Source organism: Brevundimonas phoenicis, assembly GCF_047237745.1.
Taxonomy (GTDB): Bacteria; Pseudomonadota; Alphaproteobacteria; order Caulobacterales; family Caulobacteraceae; genus Brevundimonas.
In genome coordinates, this window is record NZ_JBDFLN010000001.1 from 173865 (window position 1) to 193894 (window position 20030).

24 protein-coding genes are annotated in these 20030 nt (G+C 67.5%); 13 read left to right on the forward strand and 11 right to left on the reverse strand.

The features are described 5' to 3' along the window. Positions 1–19: 19 nt before the first annotated feature. Together rarD and ABC419_RS00820 are read right to left on the reverse strand one after the other, a co-directional pair. Complete coding sequence (gene rarD, locus ABC419_RS00815; protein ID WP_412876633.1) at positions 20–1024, reverse strand: EamA family transporter RarD; 1005 nt, start codon at positions 1022–1024, stop codon at positions 20–22. 106 nt (positions 1025–1130) lie between these two features. Beyond that, a complete protein-coding gene (locus tag ABC419_RS00820; protein WP_412876632.1) occupies positions 1131–2177 on the reverse strand; it encodes an aspartate-semialdehyde dehydrogenase in 1047 nt (348 codons plus the stop codon). 149 nt (positions 2178–2326) lie between these two features. Between ABC419_RS00820 and zapE the strand changes: the two genes are divergently transcribed. Further along, positions 2327–3439 carry a cell division protein ZapE gene (gene zapE, locus ABC419_RS00825; RefSeq protein WP_412876631.1) on the forward strand — a complete coding sequence of 371 codons (1113 nt, stop codon included), beginning with the start codon at positions 2327–2329 and terminating at the stop codon, positions 3437–3439. Positions 3440–3726: 287 nt separating this feature from the next. Here the strand turns inward: zapE and mdh are convergent, their stop codons facing one another. Then, the gene (gene mdh, locus ABC419_RS00830) at positions 3727–4689 is read right to left on the reverse strand and encodes a malate dehydrogenase (protein WP_412876630.1); all 963 of its coding nucleotides are present in this window, start codon (positions 4687–4689) and stop codon (positions 3727–3729) included. A 127-nt stretch (positions 4690–4816) separates the two neighbouring features. On the opposite strand from mdh, the gene ABC419_RS00835 reads away from it, so the two are divergent. The 8 genes from ABC419_RS00835 (at position 4817) to ABC419_RS00870 (ending at position 10803) form a co-directional block, all read left to right on the forward strand. Continuing rightward, a complete protein-coding gene (locus tag ABC419_RS00835) occupies positions 4817–5578 on the forward strand; it encodes an EcsC family protein (RefSeq protein ID WP_412876629.1) in 762 nt (253 codons plus the stop codon). Beyond that, positions 5575–5988 carry an HIT domain-containing protein gene (locus ABC419_RS00840; RefSeq protein WP_412876628.1) on the forward strand — a complete coding sequence of 138 codons (414 nt, stop codon included), beginning with the start codon at positions 5575–5577 and terminating at the stop codon, positions 5986–5988. Before ABC419_RS00835 ends, ABC419_RS00840 begins: the two co-directional genes overlap by 4 nt. A gap of 130 nt (positions 5989–6118) precedes the next feature. After that, on the forward strand, positions 6119–6580 hold the full coding sequence (sdhC, locus tag ABC419_RS00845; RefSeq protein ID WP_223850633.1) for a succinate dehydrogenase, cytochrome b556 subunit: 462 nt from the start codon (positions 6119–6121) through the stop codon (positions 6578–6580). Next, positions 6577–6972 (forward strand): succinate dehydrogenase, hydrophobic membrane anchor protein, encoded by a 396-nt coding sequence (locus tag ABC419_RS00850; protein ID WP_412876627.1) that lies wholly within the window; start codon positions 6577–6579, stop codon positions 6970–6972. The genes sdhC and ABC419_RS00850 overlap by 4 nt, the downstream gene beginning before the upstream one ends. A 7-nt stretch (positions 6973–6979) precedes the next feature. Beyond that, the gene (gene sdhA / locus ABC419_RS00855; RefSeq protein WP_412876626.1) at positions 6980–8764 is read left to right on the forward strand and encodes a succinate dehydrogenase flavoprotein subunit; all 1785 of its coding nucleotides are present in this window, start codon (positions 6980–6982) and stop codon (positions 8762–8764) included. A 12-nt stretch (positions 8765–8776) separates the two neighbouring features. Then, on the forward strand, positions 8777–9574 hold the full coding sequence (locus ABC419_RS00860) for a succinate dehydrogenase iron-sulfur subunit (protein WP_412876625.1): 798 nt from the start codon (positions 8777–8779) through the stop codon (positions 9572–9574). Positions 9575–9689: 115 nt separating this feature from the next. Then, complete coding sequence (locus ABC419_RS00865) at positions 9690–10010, forward strand: 2Fe-2S iron-sulfur cluster-binding protein (protein WP_412876624.1); 321 nt, start codon at positions 9690–9692, stop codon at positions 10008–10010. A gap of 1 nt (position 10011) precedes the next feature. Further along, positions 10012–10803: a kinase gene (locus ABC419_RS00870; RefSeq protein ID WP_412876623.1), complete on the forward strand. Its 792-nt coding sequence runs from the start codon at positions 10012–10014 to the stop codon at positions 10801–10803. Positions 10804–10807: 4 nt separating this feature from the next. Here ABC419_RS00870 and mmcB read toward each other — a convergent pair whose 3' ends face one another. The 4 genes from mmcB to thpR all read right to left on the reverse strand — a co-directional run bounded on the left by mmcB (position 10808) and on the right by thpR (position 13911). Then, the gene (gene mmcB / locus ABC419_RS00875) at positions 10808–11254 is read right to left on the reverse strand and encodes a DNA repair putative endonuclease MmcB (RefSeq protein WP_412876622.1); all 447 of its coding nucleotides are present in this window, start codon (positions 11252–11254) and stop codon (positions 10808–10810) included. A 25-nt stretch (positions 11255–11279) separates the two neighbouring features. Beyond that, complete coding sequence (locus tag ABC419_RS00880; protein WP_412877985.1) at positions 11280–11846, reverse strand: GNAT family N-acetyltransferase; 567 nt, start codon at positions 11844–11846, stop codon at positions 11280–11282. Positions 11847–11909: 63 nt separating this feature from the next. Then, positions 11910–13283, reverse strand: coding sequence for a transposase (locus tag ABC419_RS00885; RefSeq protein ID WP_412876289.1), 1374 nt, complete (start codon positions 13281–13283; stop codon positions 11910–11912). Between the two features lie 88 nt (positions 13284–13371). Next, the gene (gene thpR, locus ABC419_RS00890) at positions 13372–13911 is read right to left on the reverse strand and encodes an RNA 2',3'-cyclic phosphodiesterase (protein ID WP_412876621.1); all 540 of its coding nucleotides are present in this window, start codon (positions 13909–13911) and stop codon (positions 13372–13374) included. 126 nt (positions 13912–14037) lie between these two features. On the opposite strand from thpR, the gene ABC419_RS00895 reads away from it, so the two are divergent. Beyond that, positions 14038–14784, forward strand: coding sequence for a Bax inhibitor-1/YccA family protein (locus ABC419_RS00895; RefSeq protein WP_412876620.1), 747 nt, complete (start codon positions 14038–14040; stop codon positions 14782–14784). Between the two features lie 291 nt (positions 14785–15075). Here ABC419_RS00895 and ABC419_RS00900 read toward each other — a convergent pair whose 3' ends face one another. Continuing rightward, positions 15076–15417, reverse strand: a complete 342-nt coding sequence (locus ABC419_RS00900; RefSeq protein ID WP_412876619.1) for a DUF2794 domain-containing protein — start codon at positions 15415–15417, stop codon at positions 15076–15078. A gap of 154 nt (positions 15418–15571) precedes the next feature. On the opposite strand from ABC419_RS00900, the gene ABC419_RS00905 reads away from it, so the two are divergent. The 3 genes from ABC419_RS00905 (at position 15572) to ABC419_RS00915 (ending at position 18067) form a co-directional block, all read left to right on the forward strand. Further along, complete coding sequence (locus ABC419_RS00905) at positions 15572–16369, forward strand: enoyl-ACP reductase FabI (protein WP_162200520.1); 798 nt, start codon at positions 15572–15574, stop codon at positions 16367–16369. A 250-nt stretch (positions 16370–16619) separates the two neighbouring features. Further along, a complete protein-coding gene (locus ABC419_RS00910) occupies positions 16620–17792 on the forward strand; it encodes a benzoate/H(+) symporter BenE family transporter (protein WP_412876618.1) in 1173 nt (390 codons plus the stop codon). 101 nt (positions 17793–17893) lie between these two features. After that, the gene (locus ABC419_RS00915) at positions 17894–18067 is read left to right on the forward strand and encodes a YegP family protein (protein ID WP_412876617.1); all 174 of its coding nucleotides are present in this window, start codon (positions 17894–17896) and stop codon (positions 18065–18067) included. A gap of 45 nt (positions 18068–18112) precedes the next feature. On the opposite strand, the gene ABC419_RS00920 is transcribed toward ABC419_RS00915, so the two are convergent. The 3 genes from ABC419_RS00920 to rpsP all read right to left on the reverse strand — a co-directional run bounded on the left by ABC419_RS00920 (position 18113) and on the right by rpsP (position 20023). Further along, positions 18113–18817, reverse strand: coding sequence for a glutathione S-transferase N-terminal domain-containing protein (locus ABC419_RS00920; RefSeq protein WP_412876616.1), 705 nt, complete (start codon positions 18815–18817; stop codon positions 18113–18115). 67 nt (positions 18818–18884) lie between these two features. Next, positions 18885–19412: a ribosome maturation factor RimM gene (gene rimM / locus ABC419_RS00925; protein WP_368922952.1), complete on the reverse strand. Its 528-nt coding sequence runs from the start codon at positions 19410–19412 to the stop codon at positions 18885–18887. Positions 19413–19522: 110 nt separating this feature from the next. Continuing rightward, the gene (rpsP, locus tag ABC419_RS00930) at positions 19523–20023 is read right to left on the reverse strand and encodes a 30S ribosomal protein S16 (RefSeq protein ID WP_003166663.1); all 501 of its coding nucleotides are present in this window, start codon (positions 20021–20023) and stop codon (positions 19523–19525) included. Between the last annotated feature and the right edge of the window lie 7 nt (positions 20024–20030).

Here is a 20030-nt window from a genome sequence, read left to right on the forward strand (position 1 = left end):
GACGGGACGGCGCCCGACCTCAACGCACAGGCGGCGGATTCTCGCCGAGGGCGTCCATGCGGTCCTCAGCCGGGTCGTCCAGCAGGCCCGGTTCGGGCGCCACTATGGTCTCGGCCGTGTCCGACGCGCGGCGCACCTTGAGCACGGCGCCCAGGGCGAAGACGGCGGCCCCGACCCAGATAAAGGCGAAGGAGGCGATGCGCAGGCTTCCCAGAGCCTCGCCCTGCAAGGCGCCGATGACGAAGACGATGGTCGGCGCCAGGAACTGCAGAAAGCCCATGCTGGACAAGGGCATCCGGCGCGCCGCCCAGGCGAACAGGGCCAGAGGGATGACCGTCGCCGGTCCCGCGAACAGCAGCCAGGCGGTGGCGGCGGGGGAGGCGGTGAAATGGCCCTGACCCGTCGCCTCGATGAAGACGACCCAGGCCAGGCCGGGCAGGGCCAGCAGCAGGCATTCCATGAACAGGCCGGTCTGGGCGTCGACCGAGACCCGTTTGCGGATGATGCCGTAGCCGGCGAAGCTGAAGGCCAGCAGCAACGACACCCAAGGCGCATGGCCCAAGGCGACCGCCTGAAGCACCACGCCGATCGCCGCCAGGACGATGGCGATGACGCCGAAACGATCGATCCGCTCACGGAACAACCAGGCCCCGGCGGCCATGTTCAGCAGCGGATTGAGATAATAGCCCAGTGAGGCGTCCAACGTCCGGCCGTTGTTCACCGCCATGACGTATGTGGTCCAGTTAGCGGCGATCAGCACCGCCGACAGGGCCAGCCAGCCCAGCACCTTGGGCTGGCGGAAGACGGCGACGACCTGCGTCCACTGGCGCGACAGCATGACCAGGATCAGGGCCCAGACCAGGCCCCAGAGGGCGCGGTGGCCCATGATCTCCCAGGCGTCGGCGCCCTGATGCGCCATCTGCTGGAACACCAGGGGAATGAAGCCCCACAGCAGGTAGCAGAGCACCCCCGCCGCCAGGGCGGCGCGGGCTTCGGACGCGGCAGGAGCAGGGGAGGCGCTCACACTGGAACCTTTCGATCCCCGCCGCATCGCCGACGCGGCGGGGGACAACACGACTGACGCCCCTCAAGCAGCCTCGCACCGCGTGCGAGGCGTTAGGGGCCCCTTCTTAGACAGTCAAAGTGCGGTAGCCGCTCTTGGGCGAGATGACGCCGGTCTCGTCCAGCAGTTGGGCGATCTGCACGGCGTTCAGGGCCGCGCCCTTGCGCAGGTTATCCGACACCACCCAGAACGACAGGCCGTGCTCGACCGTCGGATCCTTGCGGATGCGCGACACATAGACGGCGTGCTCGCCCGCGGCGTCGACCGGGGTGATGTAGCCGTCGTGCTCCTGCTTATCGACGACCAGGATCCCCGGCGCCTCGCGCAGGATTTCGCGCGCCTCGTCCGGTTCGATCGGACGGTCGAACTCGACCGTCACGGCTTCGGAGTGGCCGACGAAGACCGGCACGCGGACACAGGTGACGGTCAGCTTGATCGACGGGTCGAGCATCTTGTGCGTCTCGTCCCACATTTTGGCTTCCTCGTCGGTGTAGCCGTCGTCGCGGAACGAACCGATGTAGGGAATGACGTTGAAGGCGATCTGCTTGGGGAACTTCTTCGGCGTAGCGTCGCCCAGGCCGTAGATGGCCTTGGTCTGGTTCCACAGCTCGTCCATGCCTTCCTTCCCGGCGCCCGAGACGGACTGATAGGTCGAGACGACCACGCGCTTGATCTTGGCGGCGTCATGCAGCGGCTTCAGCGCCACCACCAGCTGGGCGGTCGAGCAGTTGGGGTTGGCGATGATGTTCTTCCTGGTCGCCAGCTTGGCGTCGTCCGGGTTCACCTCCGGCACGATCAGCGGCACGTCCGGATCCTGGCGGAAGGCCGAGGAGTTATCGATGACGATGGGACCGGCCTTGCCGATCTTCTCGGACCAGGCGCGCGAGACGTCGCCGCCGGCGCTCATCAGCACCAGGTCGACGCTCGAGAAGTCGAACTGTTCGATGTCCTGGCATTTGATGGTCTTGTCGCCGAAGGAGACCTCGACGCCTTTGGATTTTCGGGAGGCGATCGCGTGCATCTGTTCAACGGGGAAGTTCTCTTCCTCGAGAATGGTCAGGATTTCCCGACCGACATTGCCGGTGGCGCCTACGACGGCGACGCGATAGCCCATGATGAAATCATCCTTTGTTCGGGGGCGTTTGGGAGAAACGCTTCTGCATTTGGGTCTTTCGCAGTCGCGAAGCAACCAGAATCCTCCAATTCGGCGCCGGAATCCGCGAGCGCCTTCCCCCGGCCCCATCCGAGGGCTATCTGCTGGCCATGACCTCCCGTATCCGCAACGCTTACGACATCCGCGTGGAAGAGGGCGTGATCACGCCCGAACCGGCCCAGGCCGCCCTGATCGGCGCGCTGGAACGGCTGGAGACCGACCTGTCGAAGAAGGGGCTGTTCGGCGCCTTGCCCGAGGTCAGGGGCATCTACATCTGGGGCCCGCCGGGACGCGGCAAGTCCATGCTGATGGACCTCTTCTATTCCTCGACGCCCGAGCAGAAGAAGGTCCGCGCTCACTTCCACGCCTTCATGGCGCGCATCCACGACCTGGTGAAGCAGTGGCGCGACGGCACGCCGCGCAGCCGCAAGGACGTGTTCGGAACCAGCAAGGGCGACGACCCCATTCCGCCGATCGCGGCCCTGATCGCCTCGGAGGCGCGCCTGCTGTGCTTCGACGAACTGCAGGTGACGGACATCGCCGACGCCATGATCCTGGGGCGGCTGTTCGAGGCCCTGTTCGAGAAGAAGGTGGTGCTGGCCGTCACCTCGAACCGCGCGCCCGAAGACCTCTACAAGAACGGCATCAACCGCCAGCTCTTCCTGCCCTTCATCGACATCATCCGCCAGCGTTGCGAGGTGGTCGAGACGGCGGGCGCCCGCGACTTCCGCCTGGACCGCATGGCCGGGGCCAAGGTCTGGTTCTCGCCGCTGGACGCCGAGGCGCGGCAAGGCTTCGAGACCCTGTGGTCCGACCTCAAGGGCGGCGAGCCGGAAGAACCCATCGCCCTGCCGGTGCTGGGCCGCGAGGTGAAGCTGGAGCGCACGGTCGGCGGCATGGCGCGCGCGACCTTCAACGAGCTGTGCGGCCGCCCCTTGGGGCCGCAGGACTATCTGGCCGTCGCCCGGCGCTTCCACACCCTGTTCCTGACCGACGTCCCCCTGCTCAGCCCGGCCAACCATCATGAGGCGCGCCGCCTGGTGACGCTGGTCGACGCCCTCTACGAGGCCAAGACTCGTCTGGTCGTCCTGGCTGAGGCCGCGCCCGAGGCGCTCTATACCGAGGGCGTCGGCGCCTTCGAGTTCGAACGGACGGTCTCGCGCTTCAACGAGATGCAGAGCGAGACCTGGCTGGAGCAGCGCGAGGAAGCCGAGGCGGCCTGAGCCTTTCCACCAACAAGGTCATCCCTGCCGTAGCGCCGCCCCACCCTCCGTCATCCTCGGGCTTGCCCCGAGGATCGGGCCATCCGCCTAGCGCCCGCCGTCCAAGGGCCCGCGTCCGTTCGGCGCCCTCCCGCCCGCTAACCGCTCGATCCTCGGGTCAAGCCCGAGGATGACGGCGAAAGAGAGAGACCCCACGAAAAAGGGCCGCACTCGAAAATGCGGCCCTTTCCGATTTAGACGCCTAAGCGCTCAAGCAGCGAGCCGTCGCGCGGCTCGCGTCAGCGCCCTTAAGCCAGCGAAGGCTCAATGTCCTTACAGGCCTGGATCAGGCCCTGGACCGAGGCGACCGACTTGGCGAACATCGCCTTTTCGTCGTCGTTGGTGGTGAACTCGATGACCTTTTCAACGCCGTTCGCGCCGATCAGGGCCGGGACGCCGACGTAAAGGTCCGACAGGCCGTATTCGCCCGACAGCCACACGGCGCACGGCAGGACGCGCTTCTGGTCCAGCAGATAGGACTTGGCCATGGCGATCGCGCTTTCGGCCGGGGCGTAGAAGGCCGAGCCGGTCTTCAGCAGGGCCACGATCTCGCCGCCGCCCTTGCGGGTGCGCTCGACGATGGCGTCCAGGTCGGCTTGCGACAGGAAGCCCGCGGCGACCGCATCCGGCAGCGGCAGGCCGCCGACCGTCGAGTGGCGCACCATCGGCACCATGTCGTCGCCGTGACCGCCCAGGGTCCAGGCGTGGATGTCCTGCACCGAGACGCCGGTCTTCTCAGCCAGGAAGTAGGCGAAGCGGGCCGAGTCCAGCACGCCGGCCATGCCGATGACCTTCTCCTTGGGCAGGCCCGAGAACTTCTGCAGGGCCCAGACCATGGCGTCGAGCGGGTTGGTGATGCAGATGACGAAGGCGTTGGGGGCGTGCTGCTTGATGCCCTCGCCGACGGCCTTCATGACTTTCAGATTGATGCCGATCAGGTCGTCGCGGCTCATGCCCGGCTTGCGCGGCACGCCGGCGGTGACGATGCAGACGTCAGCGCCCGCGATGTCGGCGTAGTCGTTGGCGCCCTTCAGGGCCACGTCCTGACCGAAGACGGCCGAGGCTTCGGCGATGTCCAGGGCCTTGCCCTGGGGGGTGCCTTCGGCGATGTCGAACAGGATGACGTCGCCCAGCGCTTCGCGCGCGACCACGTGGGCCAGGGTTCCGCCGATCATTCCGGCGCCGATAAGGGCGATCTTCGCGCGAGCCATTCAGGTCTCTCCAGTCGATATTGCGTGTGCGAAACGGTAGTCGCTGGAACGGCGGTCTAGACCTGTCGGCGGGTCGCGGCAAGCGTTCCGCGTTGCGCCTTTCGTCGGGGCCTGCGAGGCTGCGGCCATGGTCAAACCCACGGACGCTCCCCCGATGACGGACGCCGCCTATGAGGCGCGCGCCCTGGCCGAGGCCCTGGTCTGGCGCGACCGCCAGCTGAAACGGCCCGGCCTGTGGGACAAGACCACCCGCGCAACCCAAGACCGCATCAACCGCGTCATTCCCGAACGCGTGCACGAGATCGTGACCGGCGCCGTCCAACAGATGACGCGCGGCCTGCTGGCCGGGTCGGAATGGACCACCGCCCGCCCCCTGGCCGAAGGCGCCCTGCAGGAGCGCGAAGCCAGGGTCCGCGCCCGCGTCGAGCTGTATCGCACCACCGCCAGCGTCGAGGGCGGGGTGGCGGGGGCCGGGGGCTTCCTGATGGCGGCGGCGGACTTTCCGGCCTTGATGGCCATCAAGGTCAAGATGTTGTTCGAGATCGCCGCCCTGTACGGCTATTCAGGCCGCGACCTGAAGGAGCGGGTGATCGTCCTGCGCATCTTCCAGCTGGCCTTCTCCAGCGCCCGGCATCGCCCCGAGGCCCTGGCCGCGCTGGAGGCCGCCATGCGCGCGCCGCATGATCCCGACGCCCTGAAGGTCTTCGACTGGCGCAAATTCCAGCTGGAGTATCGCGACTACATCGACGTGGCTAAGCTGGCCCAGCTGCTGCCCCTGGTCGGCGCGCCGATCGGGGCCGTGGTCAACTGGCGCCTGACCCAGCGTCTGGCCGAGACGGCGATGAACGCCTATCGCCTGCGCCTTCTCGCCGATCAGGACGCCGCATGAACTTCACCGCCGACCCCGCCTTCGAGGCCGCCTCCGTCTTCGCCGCCGACTGGCCCCTGTGCCAGGTGCGGTTTCAGGACGACGGCCGCTTTCCCTGGCTGATCCTGCTGCCCCGCGTCCGCGGCGCCGTCGAACTGGAAGACCTGTCGCCCGAGCAGCGCGCCCTTCTGGGCGAGGAGATCGTCCGCGCCGGCGCCCTGGTGCGTGAACTGGGCGCCCTGCGCGAGGCTCCCGTCGACAAGCTGAACGTCGCCGCCCTGGGCAATGTCACGGCCCAGCTTCACGTCCATGTCGTCGGCCGCCGCCGCGACGACCCCCTATGGCCCGATCCGGTCTGGGGGCGTCCCGGGGCGGTTCCTTGCACAACCGAAACGCGCGATGCGGCCCTAACGCACGTCGCTTCCTTCTGATCCGAGCCTTGGGGACCGACTTTCGTTCGGAATCGCCCCCCTTCGTTGACACCGGCCCGTCTGCGTCACTAAAGCCTGTTGCACTGCAATCCGGCCCTGAATTTCCTCGGGTTTTTTGAGAATCATTCGCATGTCGAACACTCCCCCGGCTGCGGGCGAAACTGGCGACCGGACGGGCCGCTACGTCCGTCACCCCAACGGGCACGTCGCACCGATGTCGCCCTTCACCGATATCTGGCGCTGGCACATGACCATGGTCGCGTCGATCCTGTTCCGCGTCACCATCGGCGCGGCCAGCGTGGGCGCCGTCCTGCTGCTGGGCTGGGTCGCGATCGTCGCCTGCGGCCCGGACGCCTTCGCCTCGCTCGCCGCCTTCTCGGGCTCGCCGTTCGGCCTGTTCATCTGGTTCGGCCTGACGTGGGTGCTGTTCTCCTTCCTGCTGAACGGCGCGCGCCACCTGATCAACGACGCGGGCAAGGGGCTTGACCTCAAGTCCGCCAACCTGATGGCCCAGATCGCCGTCTGGGGTCCGATCGTCCTGGCCGTCCTGTTCTGGGTCGTGCTGTTCGCTACCGGAAAGGTTTCGCTGTGAGCGCCGCGCCCAAGTTCAAGAACAATGTGAAAGTCTCCGAGCGTCACGGCGCCGGGGAATGGAAGCTCGAAAAGCTGGCTCTGCTGGCCCTGATGCCGCTGGGCCTGTGGGCTCTGTCGACCGGCTTCACCCTGGCCGGCGCCGACTACGGCGCGGTCGTCGCCTGGTTCGGCAGCACCCTGAACGCCGGCCTGCTGGCCGTGACGGCGGTGGTCTTCTGCCTTTTCGCCAGCCTGGCCTGGAAGGTGATCCTCGAGGACTACGTCCCCGGTCCCTCCCGCTCGGCCCTGATCCTGGTGTCGAACCTGGTCTTCCTCGTGCTGGCGGCCGCCAGCGTCTTCTTCATCGTGCGTCTGGCGCTGGGCTCGGCCCCGCTGCCGGCCGGAGTCTGATCCCGCCATGGCTGCATACGAGCTTATCGATCACGAATACGACGTCGTCGTCGTCGGCGCCGGGGGCTCCGGCCTACGCGCCGCCCTCGGCGCCGCCCAGCAGGGCCTGAAGGTCGCCTGCGTCACCAAGGTCTTCCCGACCCGCTCCCACACCGTGGCGGCCCAGGGCGGCATCTCCGCCTCCCTCGGCAACATGGGCGAGGATAGCTGGCAGTGGCACATGTACGACACCGTCAAGGGGTCGGACTGGCTGGGCGACCAGGACGCCATCGAATATCTGGTCCGCAACGCGCCGCAGGCCGTTTACGAGCTGGAACACTGGGGCGTGCCCTTCAGCCGCACCGACGAAGGCAAGATCTATCAGCGCGCCTTCGGCGGCATGACCCGCAACTTCGGCGAAGGCCCGGTGCAGCGCACCTGCGCCGCCGCCGACCGCACCGGCCACGCCATCCTGCACACCCTGTACGGCCAGTCGGTCCGTCGCGAGGTGAAGTTCTTCATCGAATACTTCGCGCTGGACCTGATCATGCAGGACGGCGCCTGCACCGGCGTCACCGCGCTTCAGCTCGACACCGGCCAACTGCACCAGTTCCGCGCCAAGATGGTGGTGCTGGCGACCGGCGGTTACGGCCGCGCCTATTTCTCGGCCACCTCGGCCCACACCTGCACCGGCGACGGCAACGCCATGGTGCTGCGCGCCGGCCTGCCGCTGCAGGACATGGAGTTCGTGCAGTTCCACCCGACCGGCATCTACGGCGCCGGCTGCCTGATCACCGAAGGCGCCCGCGGTGAAGGCGGCTATCTGACCAACTCGGAAGGCGAACGCTTCATGGAGCGCTATGCGCCGACCGTGAAGGATCTGGCCCCGCGCGACATGGTTTCACGCTCCATGACCATCGAGATTCGCGAAGGCCGCGGCGTGGGCCCGAACAAGGACCACATCTTCCTGCACCTGGATCACCTGGATCCCAAGATCCTGCACGCGCGTCTGCCGGGCATCTCGGAATCGGCCAAGATCTTCGCCGGCGTCGATGTGACCAAGGAGCCGATCCCGGTCCTGCCGACCGTCCACTACAACATGGGCGGCATCCCGACGAACTATCACGGCGAGGTGCTGACGCTGCGCGACGGCAACCCCGACAGCGTGGTTCCGGGCCTGATGGCCGTGGGCGAAGCCGCCTGCGTCTCGGTGCACGGCGCCAACCGTCTGGGCTCCAACTCCCTGACCGACCTGGTGGTGTTCGGCCGCGCCGTCGGCCTGCGCTGCGGCGAGGTCGTGGACAAGAACTCGGCCGTGCCCTCGGCCTCCAAGGCCCAGACCGACGCGCACCTGGCGCGCCTGGACCGCTTCCGCAACGCTTCGGGCTCGACCCCCACGGCGCACCTGCGTCTGGAGATGCAGCGCGCCATGCAGGCCGACGCCGCCGTCTTCCGCACCGGCAAGACCCTGGACGAAGGCGTCCAGAAGCTGCGTTCGATCGACGCCGCCGGCGCCGACATCAAGACCACGGACCGCGGCCTGATCTGGAACACGGACCTGGTGGAGACGCTGGAGTACGACAACCTGATCGCCCAGGCCGTCGTCACCATCGAAGGCGCGGCCAACCGCACGGAATCGCGCGGTGCCCACGCCCGCGAGGACTATCCGGACCGCGACGACGTCAACTGGATGAAGCACACCCTGGCGTGGAAGCGTCCGGGCGAAGGCGTCCAGATCGACTACCGTCCGGTGCACAAATACACGATGACCGACGAGGTCTCGTACATCGAGCCCAAGGCTCGGGTTTACTAAGGGGGATCGCAGATGGTTCAGCTCAACCTCCCGCGCGGCTCCAAGCCCACGACCGGCAAGGTCCACAAGGCTCCGGCCGGCGCCAAGAACGTCAAGACCTATAAGGTCTATCGCTACGACCCGGAGACGGACGCCGATCCGCGCTGGGACTCGTACGAGGTCTCGACCGACGATCACGGCCCCATGCTTCTGGACGCCCTGATCCACATCAAGAACGAGATCGACCCGACCCTGTCGTTCCGTCGCTCGTGCCGTGAAGGCATCTGCGGCTCGTGCTCGATGAACATCGACGGCCGCAACACCCTGGCCTGCACCAAGGGCTGGGACGAGTGCTCGTCGCACAACATCACCATCGCCCCCCTGCCCCACCAGCCGGTGGTCAAGGATCTGGTGACGGACCTGTCGCTGTTCTACGCCCAGTACGACTCGATCCAGCCCTACCTCCAGTCGGACACGCCCGACCCGGAGAAGGAGCGTCTGCAGTCGCCGGAAGACCGTGAAAAGCTGGACGGCCTGTACGAGTGCATCCTGTGCGCCTGCTGCTCGACCTCGTGCCCGAGCTACTGGTGGAACCAGGAGGAATACCTCGGCCCGGCGGCCCTGCTGCAGTCCTACCGCTGGATCTCGGACAGCCGCGACGACGCCACTCAGAAGCGCCTCGACGACCTGGAAGACCCGTTCAAGCTGTATCGCTGCCACACGATCATGAACTGCGCCCAGGTCTGCCCCAAGGGGCTGAACCCGGCCAAGGCGATCGCCGAGACCAAGAAGCTGATGGTTTCGTCGTCCCGCAAGAAGACGGCCGCCTGATCCAGCCGGTCCGAACGAAAAGAAAAGCCCCCGGCGCCGCCTGGTTCCGGGGGTTTTCCTTGGCCGGCGCGTAGCAAGGCTTGCCAACCCTGCATCCAGAGTTAAGACCGCTTCCATGCCCAAGATCACCTACATTGAACACGACGGAACCGAGCACACGGTCGAGGTCAAAAAGGGCCTGTCCGTGATGGAGGGCGCGATCCGCAACAATGTGCCGGGCATCGACGCCGATTGCGGCGGCGCCTGCGCCTGCGCCACCTGCCATGTCTATGTCGATGAGAATTTCGCCGCCGAGACGGGCCGCCCCTCGGCCATGGAAGAGTCCATGCTGGACTTCGCCGAGAACGTCGAGCCGAACAGCCGCCTGTCCTGCCAGATCCGTGTCAGCGACGATCTGGACGGCCTGATCGTGCGCCTGCCGGAAAGCCAGCACTGAGATGATCGACGCCCGGCTGCTGGACGCGGTCGGGTCTCTGGTCTCGGCGCACGCGCGTCCGGACCACATTCCCCTGATCGGCATCGCCGGGGCGCAGGGTTCCGGCAAGACCACCCTGGCCCGTGCGGCGGCCGAACGGCTGGGGGCCGCGCATCTGTCGCTGGACGACGTCTATCTGACCAGGGCCGAGCGCCAGGCCATGGCCCGCGAGGTCCATCCCCTGTTCACCGTGCGCGGCCCGCCGGGGACGCATGATCTGGGCCTGCTGGAGCGAACCCTGGCCGCCCTGCGCGCCGCTGGAGCCGACAGCCGCACGCCGCTTCCCGCCTTCGACAAGCTGGCCGATGATCGCGCGCCCAGAACGGACTGGCCTGTGTTTGCGGGCCGCCCGTCGGCGGTGCTGGTCGACGGCTGGTGCCTAGGCGCGACGCCGCAGGCCGAGGCTGACCTCGCCGCGCCGGTCAACGCCCTGGAGGCCGAACGAGACGGACAGGGGATCTGGCGACGCGCCTCCAACGCCGCCCTGGCCGGTCCCTACGCCGAAGTCTTCTCTCGCTTCGACGCGGTGCTGTTCCTCAAGGCGCCGTCCTTCGACGCCGTGCTGGACTGGCGCTGCGAGCAGGAGGCGGGGCTGATGGATCTGCCGCCCGCCGATCTTCCGCCCGCCCGACGCGCCGAACTGGCCGTCTTCATCCAGCATTTCGAGCGGATCACCCGCCATATGCTGGCAGGGGGGATACAAGCCGACATGACTTTTGCTCTGAACCGCAGCCGACGCCTCCTCGCAACCTGAAGGCTCAGTCCCGCATCGTCCGGAGCGCGCCCAGGCGAGCGAAGGCCAGGGTCAGGGCCTTGCGGCGCGCGGGCGCCAGGGGGGTGACGGGCGCGTCGCGCACCACCGCCCCGCCGAAGCCGTCAGCCACGATCAGGCCCGGCTCGTCCGGCAATACGCCCTGCGGAAACTCCGGGGCGACGGCGAAGTAGAAGGCGTCGCAGAAGGGGCCGTACTCGTGCCATTTGCGGTCGACGCGGTAGTCGTCGATGCCCGACTTCACCTCGCAGATGACGATGTCGCCCTTGGGCCCCAGGGCCATGACGTCGGCGCGCCGCCCATTGGGCAGGCAGACCTCCAGCAGGGGCGCATAGCCCATGTCCAGCATCAGCCGCGCCGCGCCCCGCGTGACGGACAGGGTCGTCTCCGGGCGGCTGAAGACCAGTTCGAGGTGAAGCGCGGCGGCGGCCATGCGCCTTTATGTTCCGCCTATGTTCCTACCGCAAGCGCTGCCGGTTCATGCGCCACTCGTCCCGAGTCTGGCCCCACAGATTGACCGCGTGCTCATGGAACGGCGGCGGCATGACGCCCGGCCCGCGATTGGTCGAGCCCAGCCGCTCGGCCACCTTTTCCGACGCCCGGTTATCCGGGTCGATGCAGTGGATGACATCCGGCCAGTCCAGCACGTCGCAGGCGTAGTCCATCGTCGCGACCGCGGCCTCGATCGCATAGCCCTTGCCCGTGGCGTCGGGGTGCAGGCTCCAGCCCACCTCGCGGCCCGGCCACTCATAGGGATGCAGCGGCCCGATACGGCCCATCCACAGACCGGTCGCCTTCTCGATCACCGAGAACATGCCCTCGCCATGCAGCGCCCACATCCCCGCGACCGAGGCGATGGTGCGCCACACCTGATGCTTCGACTGCGGCCCGCCGATGAAGCGCGTCGTTTCGGGGTCCGCCTGAAACTCGGCCCAGCGCGGGAAGTCATCCAGCGTCGGCGGGCGCAGGAACAGGCGCTCCGTCTCCAGCGTGGGGCCGAGCGGGGAGGTCGGAAGATCGATGATTTCGTTGAAAAAGGCGGCTGTTAAGATCGCCGCCAGTAATGGGCGCGACGGCTTGGTGCCGCTTCAGGCGACCGCCGGAGCTGCTGGCGGGATCAGTTTGGCGAGTTTGCGCAGGTTCTGGGCGGTGGCGGCGAGGAGGAACTCGTCTTTGGCGCCGTTGGGGCCTCTCAGGCGCAGTCGGTCCAGCTTCAGAATGCGCTTGAGGTGGGCGAACAGCATCTCGACCTTCTTCCGTTCGCGCCGGGAGACGACGTAGGCGTCGGTCTTGGCGATGTCGCGGGCGAAGTCCCGGGCGCCTTCGTGGATGGAGCGCGTGACCTTGCGCATCGGCGTGTTGGGGCAGCAGCGGGGCTTGAAGGCGCAGGCCCGGCAGTCGGCCGTACTGGCGCGATAGCGCAGGGTGTCGTCAGGCGGCGCCTGGGTCCGGGGCGTCGAGAAGACGCGCCGACCGTGGACCAGCGTCTTGCCCGCCGGGCAGCGGTAGAGATCCTGGGCGTGGTCATAGGCGAAGTCGCTGCGCGAGAAGGTTCCGTCGATCCGCTCCGACTTGTCGATGACGGGGATGTGGGGCTCGATGCCCTGGTCGTGGACCAGCCAGTCCAGCATCTCGGCCGAGCCGTAGGCGGTGTCCGCCGCCAGCCGGGCCGGCCACAGATCATGATGCTCGCGCGCCCGCTCGATCATGGTGCGGGCCGCCGTCACCTCGGCCTGGCGCACCGCCGTGGACGGCTCGACATCGACGATGATCGCGTGGTCCAGGTCGATCAGGTAGTTGGTCGCATAGGCGAAGAAGGCCAGGCCCTTGTTGGCGCCGGTCCAGCGCGAGGCCGGGTCGGCCGGCGAGATGAACCTGGGCGTCACCGGGGTCGCGCCGCCGAAGGCCGCATCATCCAGCACGGCCAGGTACTCGTCGATGGCGCGGCTGGCGGCCTCGGGCGGCAGACCTTCGTCGCCGGGCACGCAGCGCTGGCGATTGGCGTCGGCCTTGATCAGGCTGGCGTCGACCGCGAAACCCTCGCCGCCGACCAGGCCCTCGGCGATGCAGCGGCGCAGCACCGTCTCGAACAACTCGCGCAGCAGATCACTGTCGCGGAAACGACCGTGGCGGTTCTTCGAAAAGGTCGAGTGGTCCGGCACGTCGCCGTCCAGGCCCAGCCGACAGAACCAGCGATAAGCCAGGTTCAGGTGAACTTCCTCACACAGGCGCCGCTCCGAGCGGATGCCGAAACAATAGCCGACTAGCAGCATCCGGATCAGCAACTCCGGGTCGATCGAGGGGCGACCGATGGCGCTGTAGAACGGAGCCAGATGCGTCCGCAGGCCGTCCAGTTCCACAAAGCGATCGATCGCGCGCAGCATGTGATCCGCCGGCACATGCCGCTCCAACGAGAACGCGTAGAACAGGGCCGACTGATCGACCCGCCGCTCGCCCATCATCGCTGCACCTCCGGTCTCAACGACCAGAGTGAATCAGCGCAGCGCCCTCATGCCAATTGCCCGGGACGCCTTTTTCAACGAAATCCGATCACAACAGATACTCGCGTTCCAGGGTGTAGATGCTGCCGTCGCCGGTCAGGACGCTGGAATAAAGGCCGAAGCGATCCACGCGGATCGGCGGCGACTTCAGCAGATTGTGCCCGGTGATCCAGGCGCCGATGCGATCGGGATTCGCCTGGGGCTTCAGATAGGCCAGGGTGACGTGCGGCCGGTATTCACGTTTTTCCGGCGGAACGCCCGCCCGCTCGCCCGCCGACCGGCAGCGCCCGGCCAGGACGTTCAGCCGCTCGGACCGCTCCAGCCCGGCCCACAGGGTATGGCTGCGATGGGCGTCGCCAAAGGCGCCGACGCCGTTCAGGGTGATCTCGAACGCCCCGCCGCCCTCGGCGCGGGTCAGCTCCGAGGCCAGGTCGTCGGCCGTACGCTCGGACGCCTCGCCATAGAAGGCCAGGGTGACGTGCAGGGCGTCCAGCGGCCGCCAGCGCGCGCCGGGCAGGCCGGATTGACGCCGCGCCAGGGTCTCGGCGACATCCTCGGGAATGACGATGGCGGTGAACAGACGTAACATGCGACCCTTGGTAGCGGGCGGAACCGGCGGCCGGAAGTCCGGTTTTTCTTGCAAGGATGCGTCTGCATCCCGATATTTCAGCCAAAGGTCGGGACATTCCCGGCCGAATGGGAGACTTCTTTCGCGATGAGCGATTTCAACAACGGCTATGCGCGCCCGCTTCCGCAGTCGGCGGACATGTCCGTCGACGCCGGTCTGCGCGCCTTCATGCTGGGCGTTTACAACAAGCTGGCGATCGGTCTGGTCGTCGCGGGCGCCCTGGCCTACGTCACCGGCAACGTCCCGGCGGTGCAGCAGCTGCTGTTCGCCCGCACGGACGACGGCCGCATCGGCCTGACGATGCTGGGCATGATCGTCCAGTTCTCGCCGCTGGTCATGCTGTTCGGCTCCATGTTCTTCATGAAGAACCCGACCGCCAAGGGCGTGAACATGCTCTACTGGGCCGTGGTCGCCACCATCGGCGCGGGCCTGGGCGTGCTGTTCCTGCGCTACACCAACGGTTCGCTGGCCTCGACCTTCTTCGTCACCGCCGCCGCCTTCGCGGGTCTGAGCCTGGTCGGCTATACGACCAAGAAGGATCTGACCGGCATGGGCACCTTCCTGATCATGGGCGTGATCGGCCTGGTCATCGCCTCGATCGTGAACATCTTCATGCAGTCGGGCGTGATGTACCTGATCATCTCGGGCGCCGGCGTGCTGATCTTCTCGGGTCTGATCGCCTATGACACCCAGCGTCTGAAGATGACCTACTACGCCCTGGGCGGCGACAAGAACGCGATGGGCGTGGCGACGGGCTTCGGCGCGCTGAGCCTGTTCATCAACTTCATCAACCTGTTCCAGTTCCTGCTGGCCTTCATGGGCAGCCGCGAATAGAGGCTTTCCAAGGCGCTCTGGCCGTGACGCGGTCACGGCCGACTTGAGCGCAGGCCTCAAGCAGCCCGAAGGGCGATAGGCCAAAAAAGAATGAGGCCCCGGCAGCAACGCCGGGGCCTTTTTCTTAGCTGCGTTCACGTTGAGGGTTGGCGACTGCCTAGCTCCGGGCATCCCGGCGGACGCCGGGATCCAGTGCTTTGGCTTCAGAGCGCCCGGCTCAACGGCAAGGCCCCGGTGGCTCACTCTCTGGATCCCGGCGTCCGCCGGGATGCGCGGGAATGAAAGGGCGCCCTACTCCACCACCGTGAATTTGCGGCTATCGAAGACGCGCAGCACCTGGGCCAGGTCTCGGCCGCGCTTCAGCACATGGCCGCCCTCGCCGACCACGGCCCACTGTCCCTGTTTCAGGCGCAGGGCCGGACGCTTCTCGATCCGATAGAGCGGCGCGTCGCCGTGGCGGCGAAAGACGGCGAACTCAGCGTGATCCTTCTGGCCCGCCATGGCGTAGTCGCGCCATTCGCCCGCCGCCACCATCCGCCCATAGACCCGCAGCATCTGGTCCAGTTCGCGGCGGTCGAAGAAGACCGGCCCCGCCTCCGGTTGCGCATTCGGACTGTCGACGTCGAAGCTCATGACTTCAACTTAGGCCGCTCGTCGCGAAACGCCAGCGGCGGATCACGGGTCGGATCAGAGCCTGAACGCTTGTCACCCGCCGCGCGCCCGTCCAAAAGGCGGAACAAGTTCTAGATACGGAGACGAACCCATGGCGACGAGCGAAGGCTGGGACATGCCCACCGGAGACCTCATGAAGGGCAAGAAGGGCCTGATCATGGGGGTCGCGAACTCCAGCTCCATCGCCTGGGGCATCGCCTCGCAGCTGGCCGCCCAGGGCGCCGAGCTGGCCTTCACCTACCTGGGCGAGGGTCTTGAGCGCCGCGTGCGCCCGCTGGCCGAAAGCGTCGGCGCCAAGCTGCTGATCCAGGCCGATGTCACCGACGACGCCTCGATGGACGCCGCCTTCGCCGAGCTGGAGAAGGAATTCGGCACGATTGACTTCGTCGTCCATTCGGTGGCCTTCGCCAACAAGGACGAGCTGAAGGGCTCCTTCGTCGACAACACCACCCGCGACAGCTTCCTGCTGGCCATGAACATCTCGGCCTTCAGCTTCGTCGACGTGGCCAAGCGTTCGGCCAGGCTGATGCCGAACGGCGGCTCGATGATCACCCTGACCTATCTGGGGTCCGAACGGGTTATTCCGAACTACAACACCATGGGCGTGGCCAAGGCCGCCCTGGAAGCCGCGACCCGCTACATCGCCCGCGACCTGGGTCCGAAGAACATCCGCGTCAACGCCATCTCGGCGGGCGCCATGCGCACCCTGTCGCTGGCGGGCATCTCGGGCGGACGCGGCCTGCACTCCAAGTCGGCGCAGTTCTCGCTGATCAAGGAAGAGACCTCGATGGAAGGCGTCGCCGGCGCCGCCCTGTGGCTGTGCTCGGACCTGGGCCGCTCGACCACGGGCGAGGTCGTCCACGTCGACGCCGGCTTCCACGCCGTCGGCCTGCCGGACGACATGGAAGGCTGAACCCGACCGGGTTCGAACAGACAGAGGGCCGCCGGGCGAACCGGCGGCCCTTTTTGCATCTCCCCACTACCCACTCATCCCGGCGGACGCCGGGATCCAGTGAGAGCCAAGGATGCGCGCCTCAGATCAGCGCCTCAAATCCCGGCAACGTGGATGAGGCCAAAGAACTGGATCCCGGCGTCCGCCGGGATGAGCGGTTAGGGACAGGTTTCCTCTTTCAGGCGCCCGCCGCCCGCCCTAGCTTGGGCGCATGAGTTCCATACGCCTGCCCCCGCCCGCCAGTTTCCCCGCCGCCGCCGTGGCGACCGTCGTCGGCTTCGGCGGCACGGTCGCCCTGGTGGTGCAGGCCGGACAGGCCATGGGCGCGGCGCCCGCCCAGATCATCTCCATGGTCACCGCCTTGTGCCTGGGCATCGGCCTGCCCGGCGCGGTGCTGAGCTGGCGGTTGAAGATGCCCGTGGTGCTGGCCTGGTCGACGCCGGGCGCGGCCCTGTTGGCGGCCTCGACGCTCGGTCTCGGCTGGAGCACCGCCGTCGGCGCCTTCGTCATCGCCGGGCTGCTGATGGTGCTGACGGGGCTGGTCCCGGCGCTAGGGCGGCTGGCCGAACGCATTCCCGCCGCCGTCGCCTCGGCCATGCTGGCGGGGGTGCTGCTGCCCTTCTGCCTCAAGCTGTTCCTGGTGTTCCCGACCGATCTGATGTTGGCGGCGGGTCTGCTGCTGGTCTTTGTGGTCATGCGGCGTCTGGCGCCCGCCTGGACCCTGCCCGTCGTTCTGGTCGCCGCCTTCGCCGTGCTGGCGCTACGCGGCCAGGTCGCCCTGCCCGAGGGGACCGGCCTGTTCGGCGCCCTGTCGCCCGTCATGCCCGCCTTCGACTGGAAGGCGGCGGTCAGCCTGGCCCTGCCGCTGTATCTGGTGACGCTGGCCTCGCAGAACCTGCCCGGTCTGGTGGTGCTGAGGGCCGCCGGCTACGCCCCGCCCGCCGGCAAGCTGATCTTCTGGGGCGGGCTGACCAGCACGCTTCTGGCGCCGTTCGGGGCGCACGGCGTCAACCTGGCCGCCATCACCGCCGCCATCTGCACCGAACCCGACGCCCACCCGGACGCCGCCAAACGCTGGACCGTGGGAGTGATCTACGGCCTGTTCTACCTGGTCGTCGCCCTGTTCGCCGCGCCGCTGGCGGGCCTGTTCATCGCCATGCCGACGGGGGCGCTGGCCGCCATCACCGGCCTGGCCCTGATCGCGCCCCTGACCGGATCGCTGGGGGCCATGATGGGCGAGGCCAAGGATCGCGAGGCGGCCGTCCTGACCTTCGCCGCCACGGCGTCGGGCGTGGCCCTGTTCGGAGTCGGCTCGGCCTTCTGGGGTCTGGCGGTCGGCTTCCTGACTCTGGCGGCGCGGCACTGGATTCCGGCGCGCGGCTGAGCGCCCCACGGCCTTTTACATTTCGCGCCCTTTACGGCCCGAGCGGGACCGTGGCAGCTTCTTCGCCTCGGCCGACTGGCGGCCGTCAGAACGAGGCGATCATGGCGCACAAGTTTGAGGTTTATCAGGACAAGAAGGGCGAGTTCCGCGTCCGGTTCAAATACAACTCCGAGATCATCTTCTCGACCGAGGGCTATTCCGACAAGTCGGGCGCCAAGCGCGCCATCGAGTCGATCAAGAAATACGTCGGCGACGCCCCGACCGAAGAAGTCTGAGCGTGCGCGGGGGCGCGGCGCACCGCCCGCCCCCGCAACCTCGCCTTACGGCTGCGCCGGGACGTTCAAGCCCCGCTGCACGGCCGGACGGGCCAGCCCGCGCCCCAGCCAGGCGGCCACGCGCGGAAAATCCGCATAGCCGACCAGTTCGCCCGCCCCATAGTGTTCGACCAGGTTGCGCACCCAGCCCAGGATGGCGATGTCGGCGATGGTGTAGTCGTCGCCCATGATCCAGCTTCGGCCCTCCAGACGCCCCTCCAGCAGGCCCAGCAGACGCCGCGATTCCGCGACGTAGCGATCGCGCGGCCGCTTGTCCTCGAATTCGCGGCCCGCGTATTTGTGGAAGAAGCCAACCTGGCCGAACATCGGACCGATGGCCGCCATCTGGAAGAAGACCCACTGCAGGGTCTCATAGCGCGCCGCCGGATCGGTCGGCAGGAAACGCCCCGTCTTCTCCGCCAGATAGACCAGGATGGCGCCGGACTCGAACAGGGCCAGCGGCTTCCCACCCGGCCCGTCGGGATCGATGATGGCGGGGATCTTGCCGTTGGGATTCAGCGACAGGAACTCGGGCGTCCAGGTCTCGTCCTTGCTGATATCGACCAGATGGGCCTCATAGGGCAGGCCCAGCTCCTCCAGCAGGATGGAGACCTTCACCCCATTGGGCGTCGCCAGCGAATAGAGCTGCAGCCGGTCGGGATGCTGCGGCGGAAACGGACGGGTGACGGGAAAGGCGGACAGATCGGCCATGGGGCGCTCCAGGTCGGGTTGAGCCCCTAATGTCGGGAGCCCCAGCCAAACCGCAACCGCTTCGGCGTCAGTCTTCGTCGCGATCGCTGACTTCGGTCGGGCGGACGATGCGCAGCCAGCCCTCGCCGATGTGCAGTTCCGGCGCCGCCTCGCGGGTGAAGGGCAGATACCAGGTCGGGCCGCCCTCGGCCGGGGTGATCTCCAGCATGTCGTCGGCGCCGAAGTTCTGGACCGACTTCACCTTGCCCAGCACCACATCGGCCGGATCGCGGCCCTCCAGCCCGACCAGGTCGGTCAGGTAGAACTCGTCTTCATCAGGCTCTGGCAGGGCGTCGCGGGTGACGAACAGCTTCTGGCCGCGTCGGGCGTCGGCCTCTTCCTTCGTCGCGATCTCCTTGACCTTGGCCACCACGCCCGCCTTGTCCGGCCGCGCCGAGAGCAGGGTCAGCACCGGCTTGCCGTCGGCGCCCAGCAGCGGCGAATAGCCGACCAGGGCCATGGCGTCGGCGGTATAGGCGCTGATCCGCACCTCGCCCTTCACCCCGAAGGCGCCGCCGATCTGGCCGACCAGGATCAGTCTGTCTTCGCTGCTCATGGCCGGGCTCCGTTTGCCGATGCGATGGGTCCAGATAGCAGAAAAGCAGCGCCCCGGAAGGACGCTGCTTTCCCGTTTCAACCGGCCAGGGCCGGATGAGAAGATAAGGCTCAGGCCTGTTCTTCGGTCGCCTCGGCGGCGACTTCAGCCGCAGGGGCTTCTTCAGCAGGCGCTTCTTCCACGGCCGGAGCGGCGGCGGCGGCGGCGGCGGCTTCAGCGGCCTCGGCCTTGGCGGCGGCTTCGGCTTCCAGGCGGTCGGCTTCGCGCTGGGCGCGCTCGGCGGCGCGTTCCTGGGCCTTCTTGCCCGGCTCGCCCTTCTTCGGGTTGTTGCTCTGGGTCCACTTGACCTTGCCGACCAGAACTTCGTCCTGGCTCTGGCTGATGAAGCGGGCGACGCGGTCGGTCGGCTGAGCGCCCTTGGCCAGCCATTCCGAGATGCGGTCAGCCTTCAGGACGATGCGCGGGGTGGCGCTGTCCTTCGGCAGCATCGGGTTGTAGCTGCCGACGCGCTCGATGAACTTGCCGTCGCGCGGGCTGTGCGAGTCGGCGATGACGATGTGGTAGTAGGGGCGCTTCTTGGCGCCGCCGCGAGCCAGACGAATCTTCAGCATTTTCAGT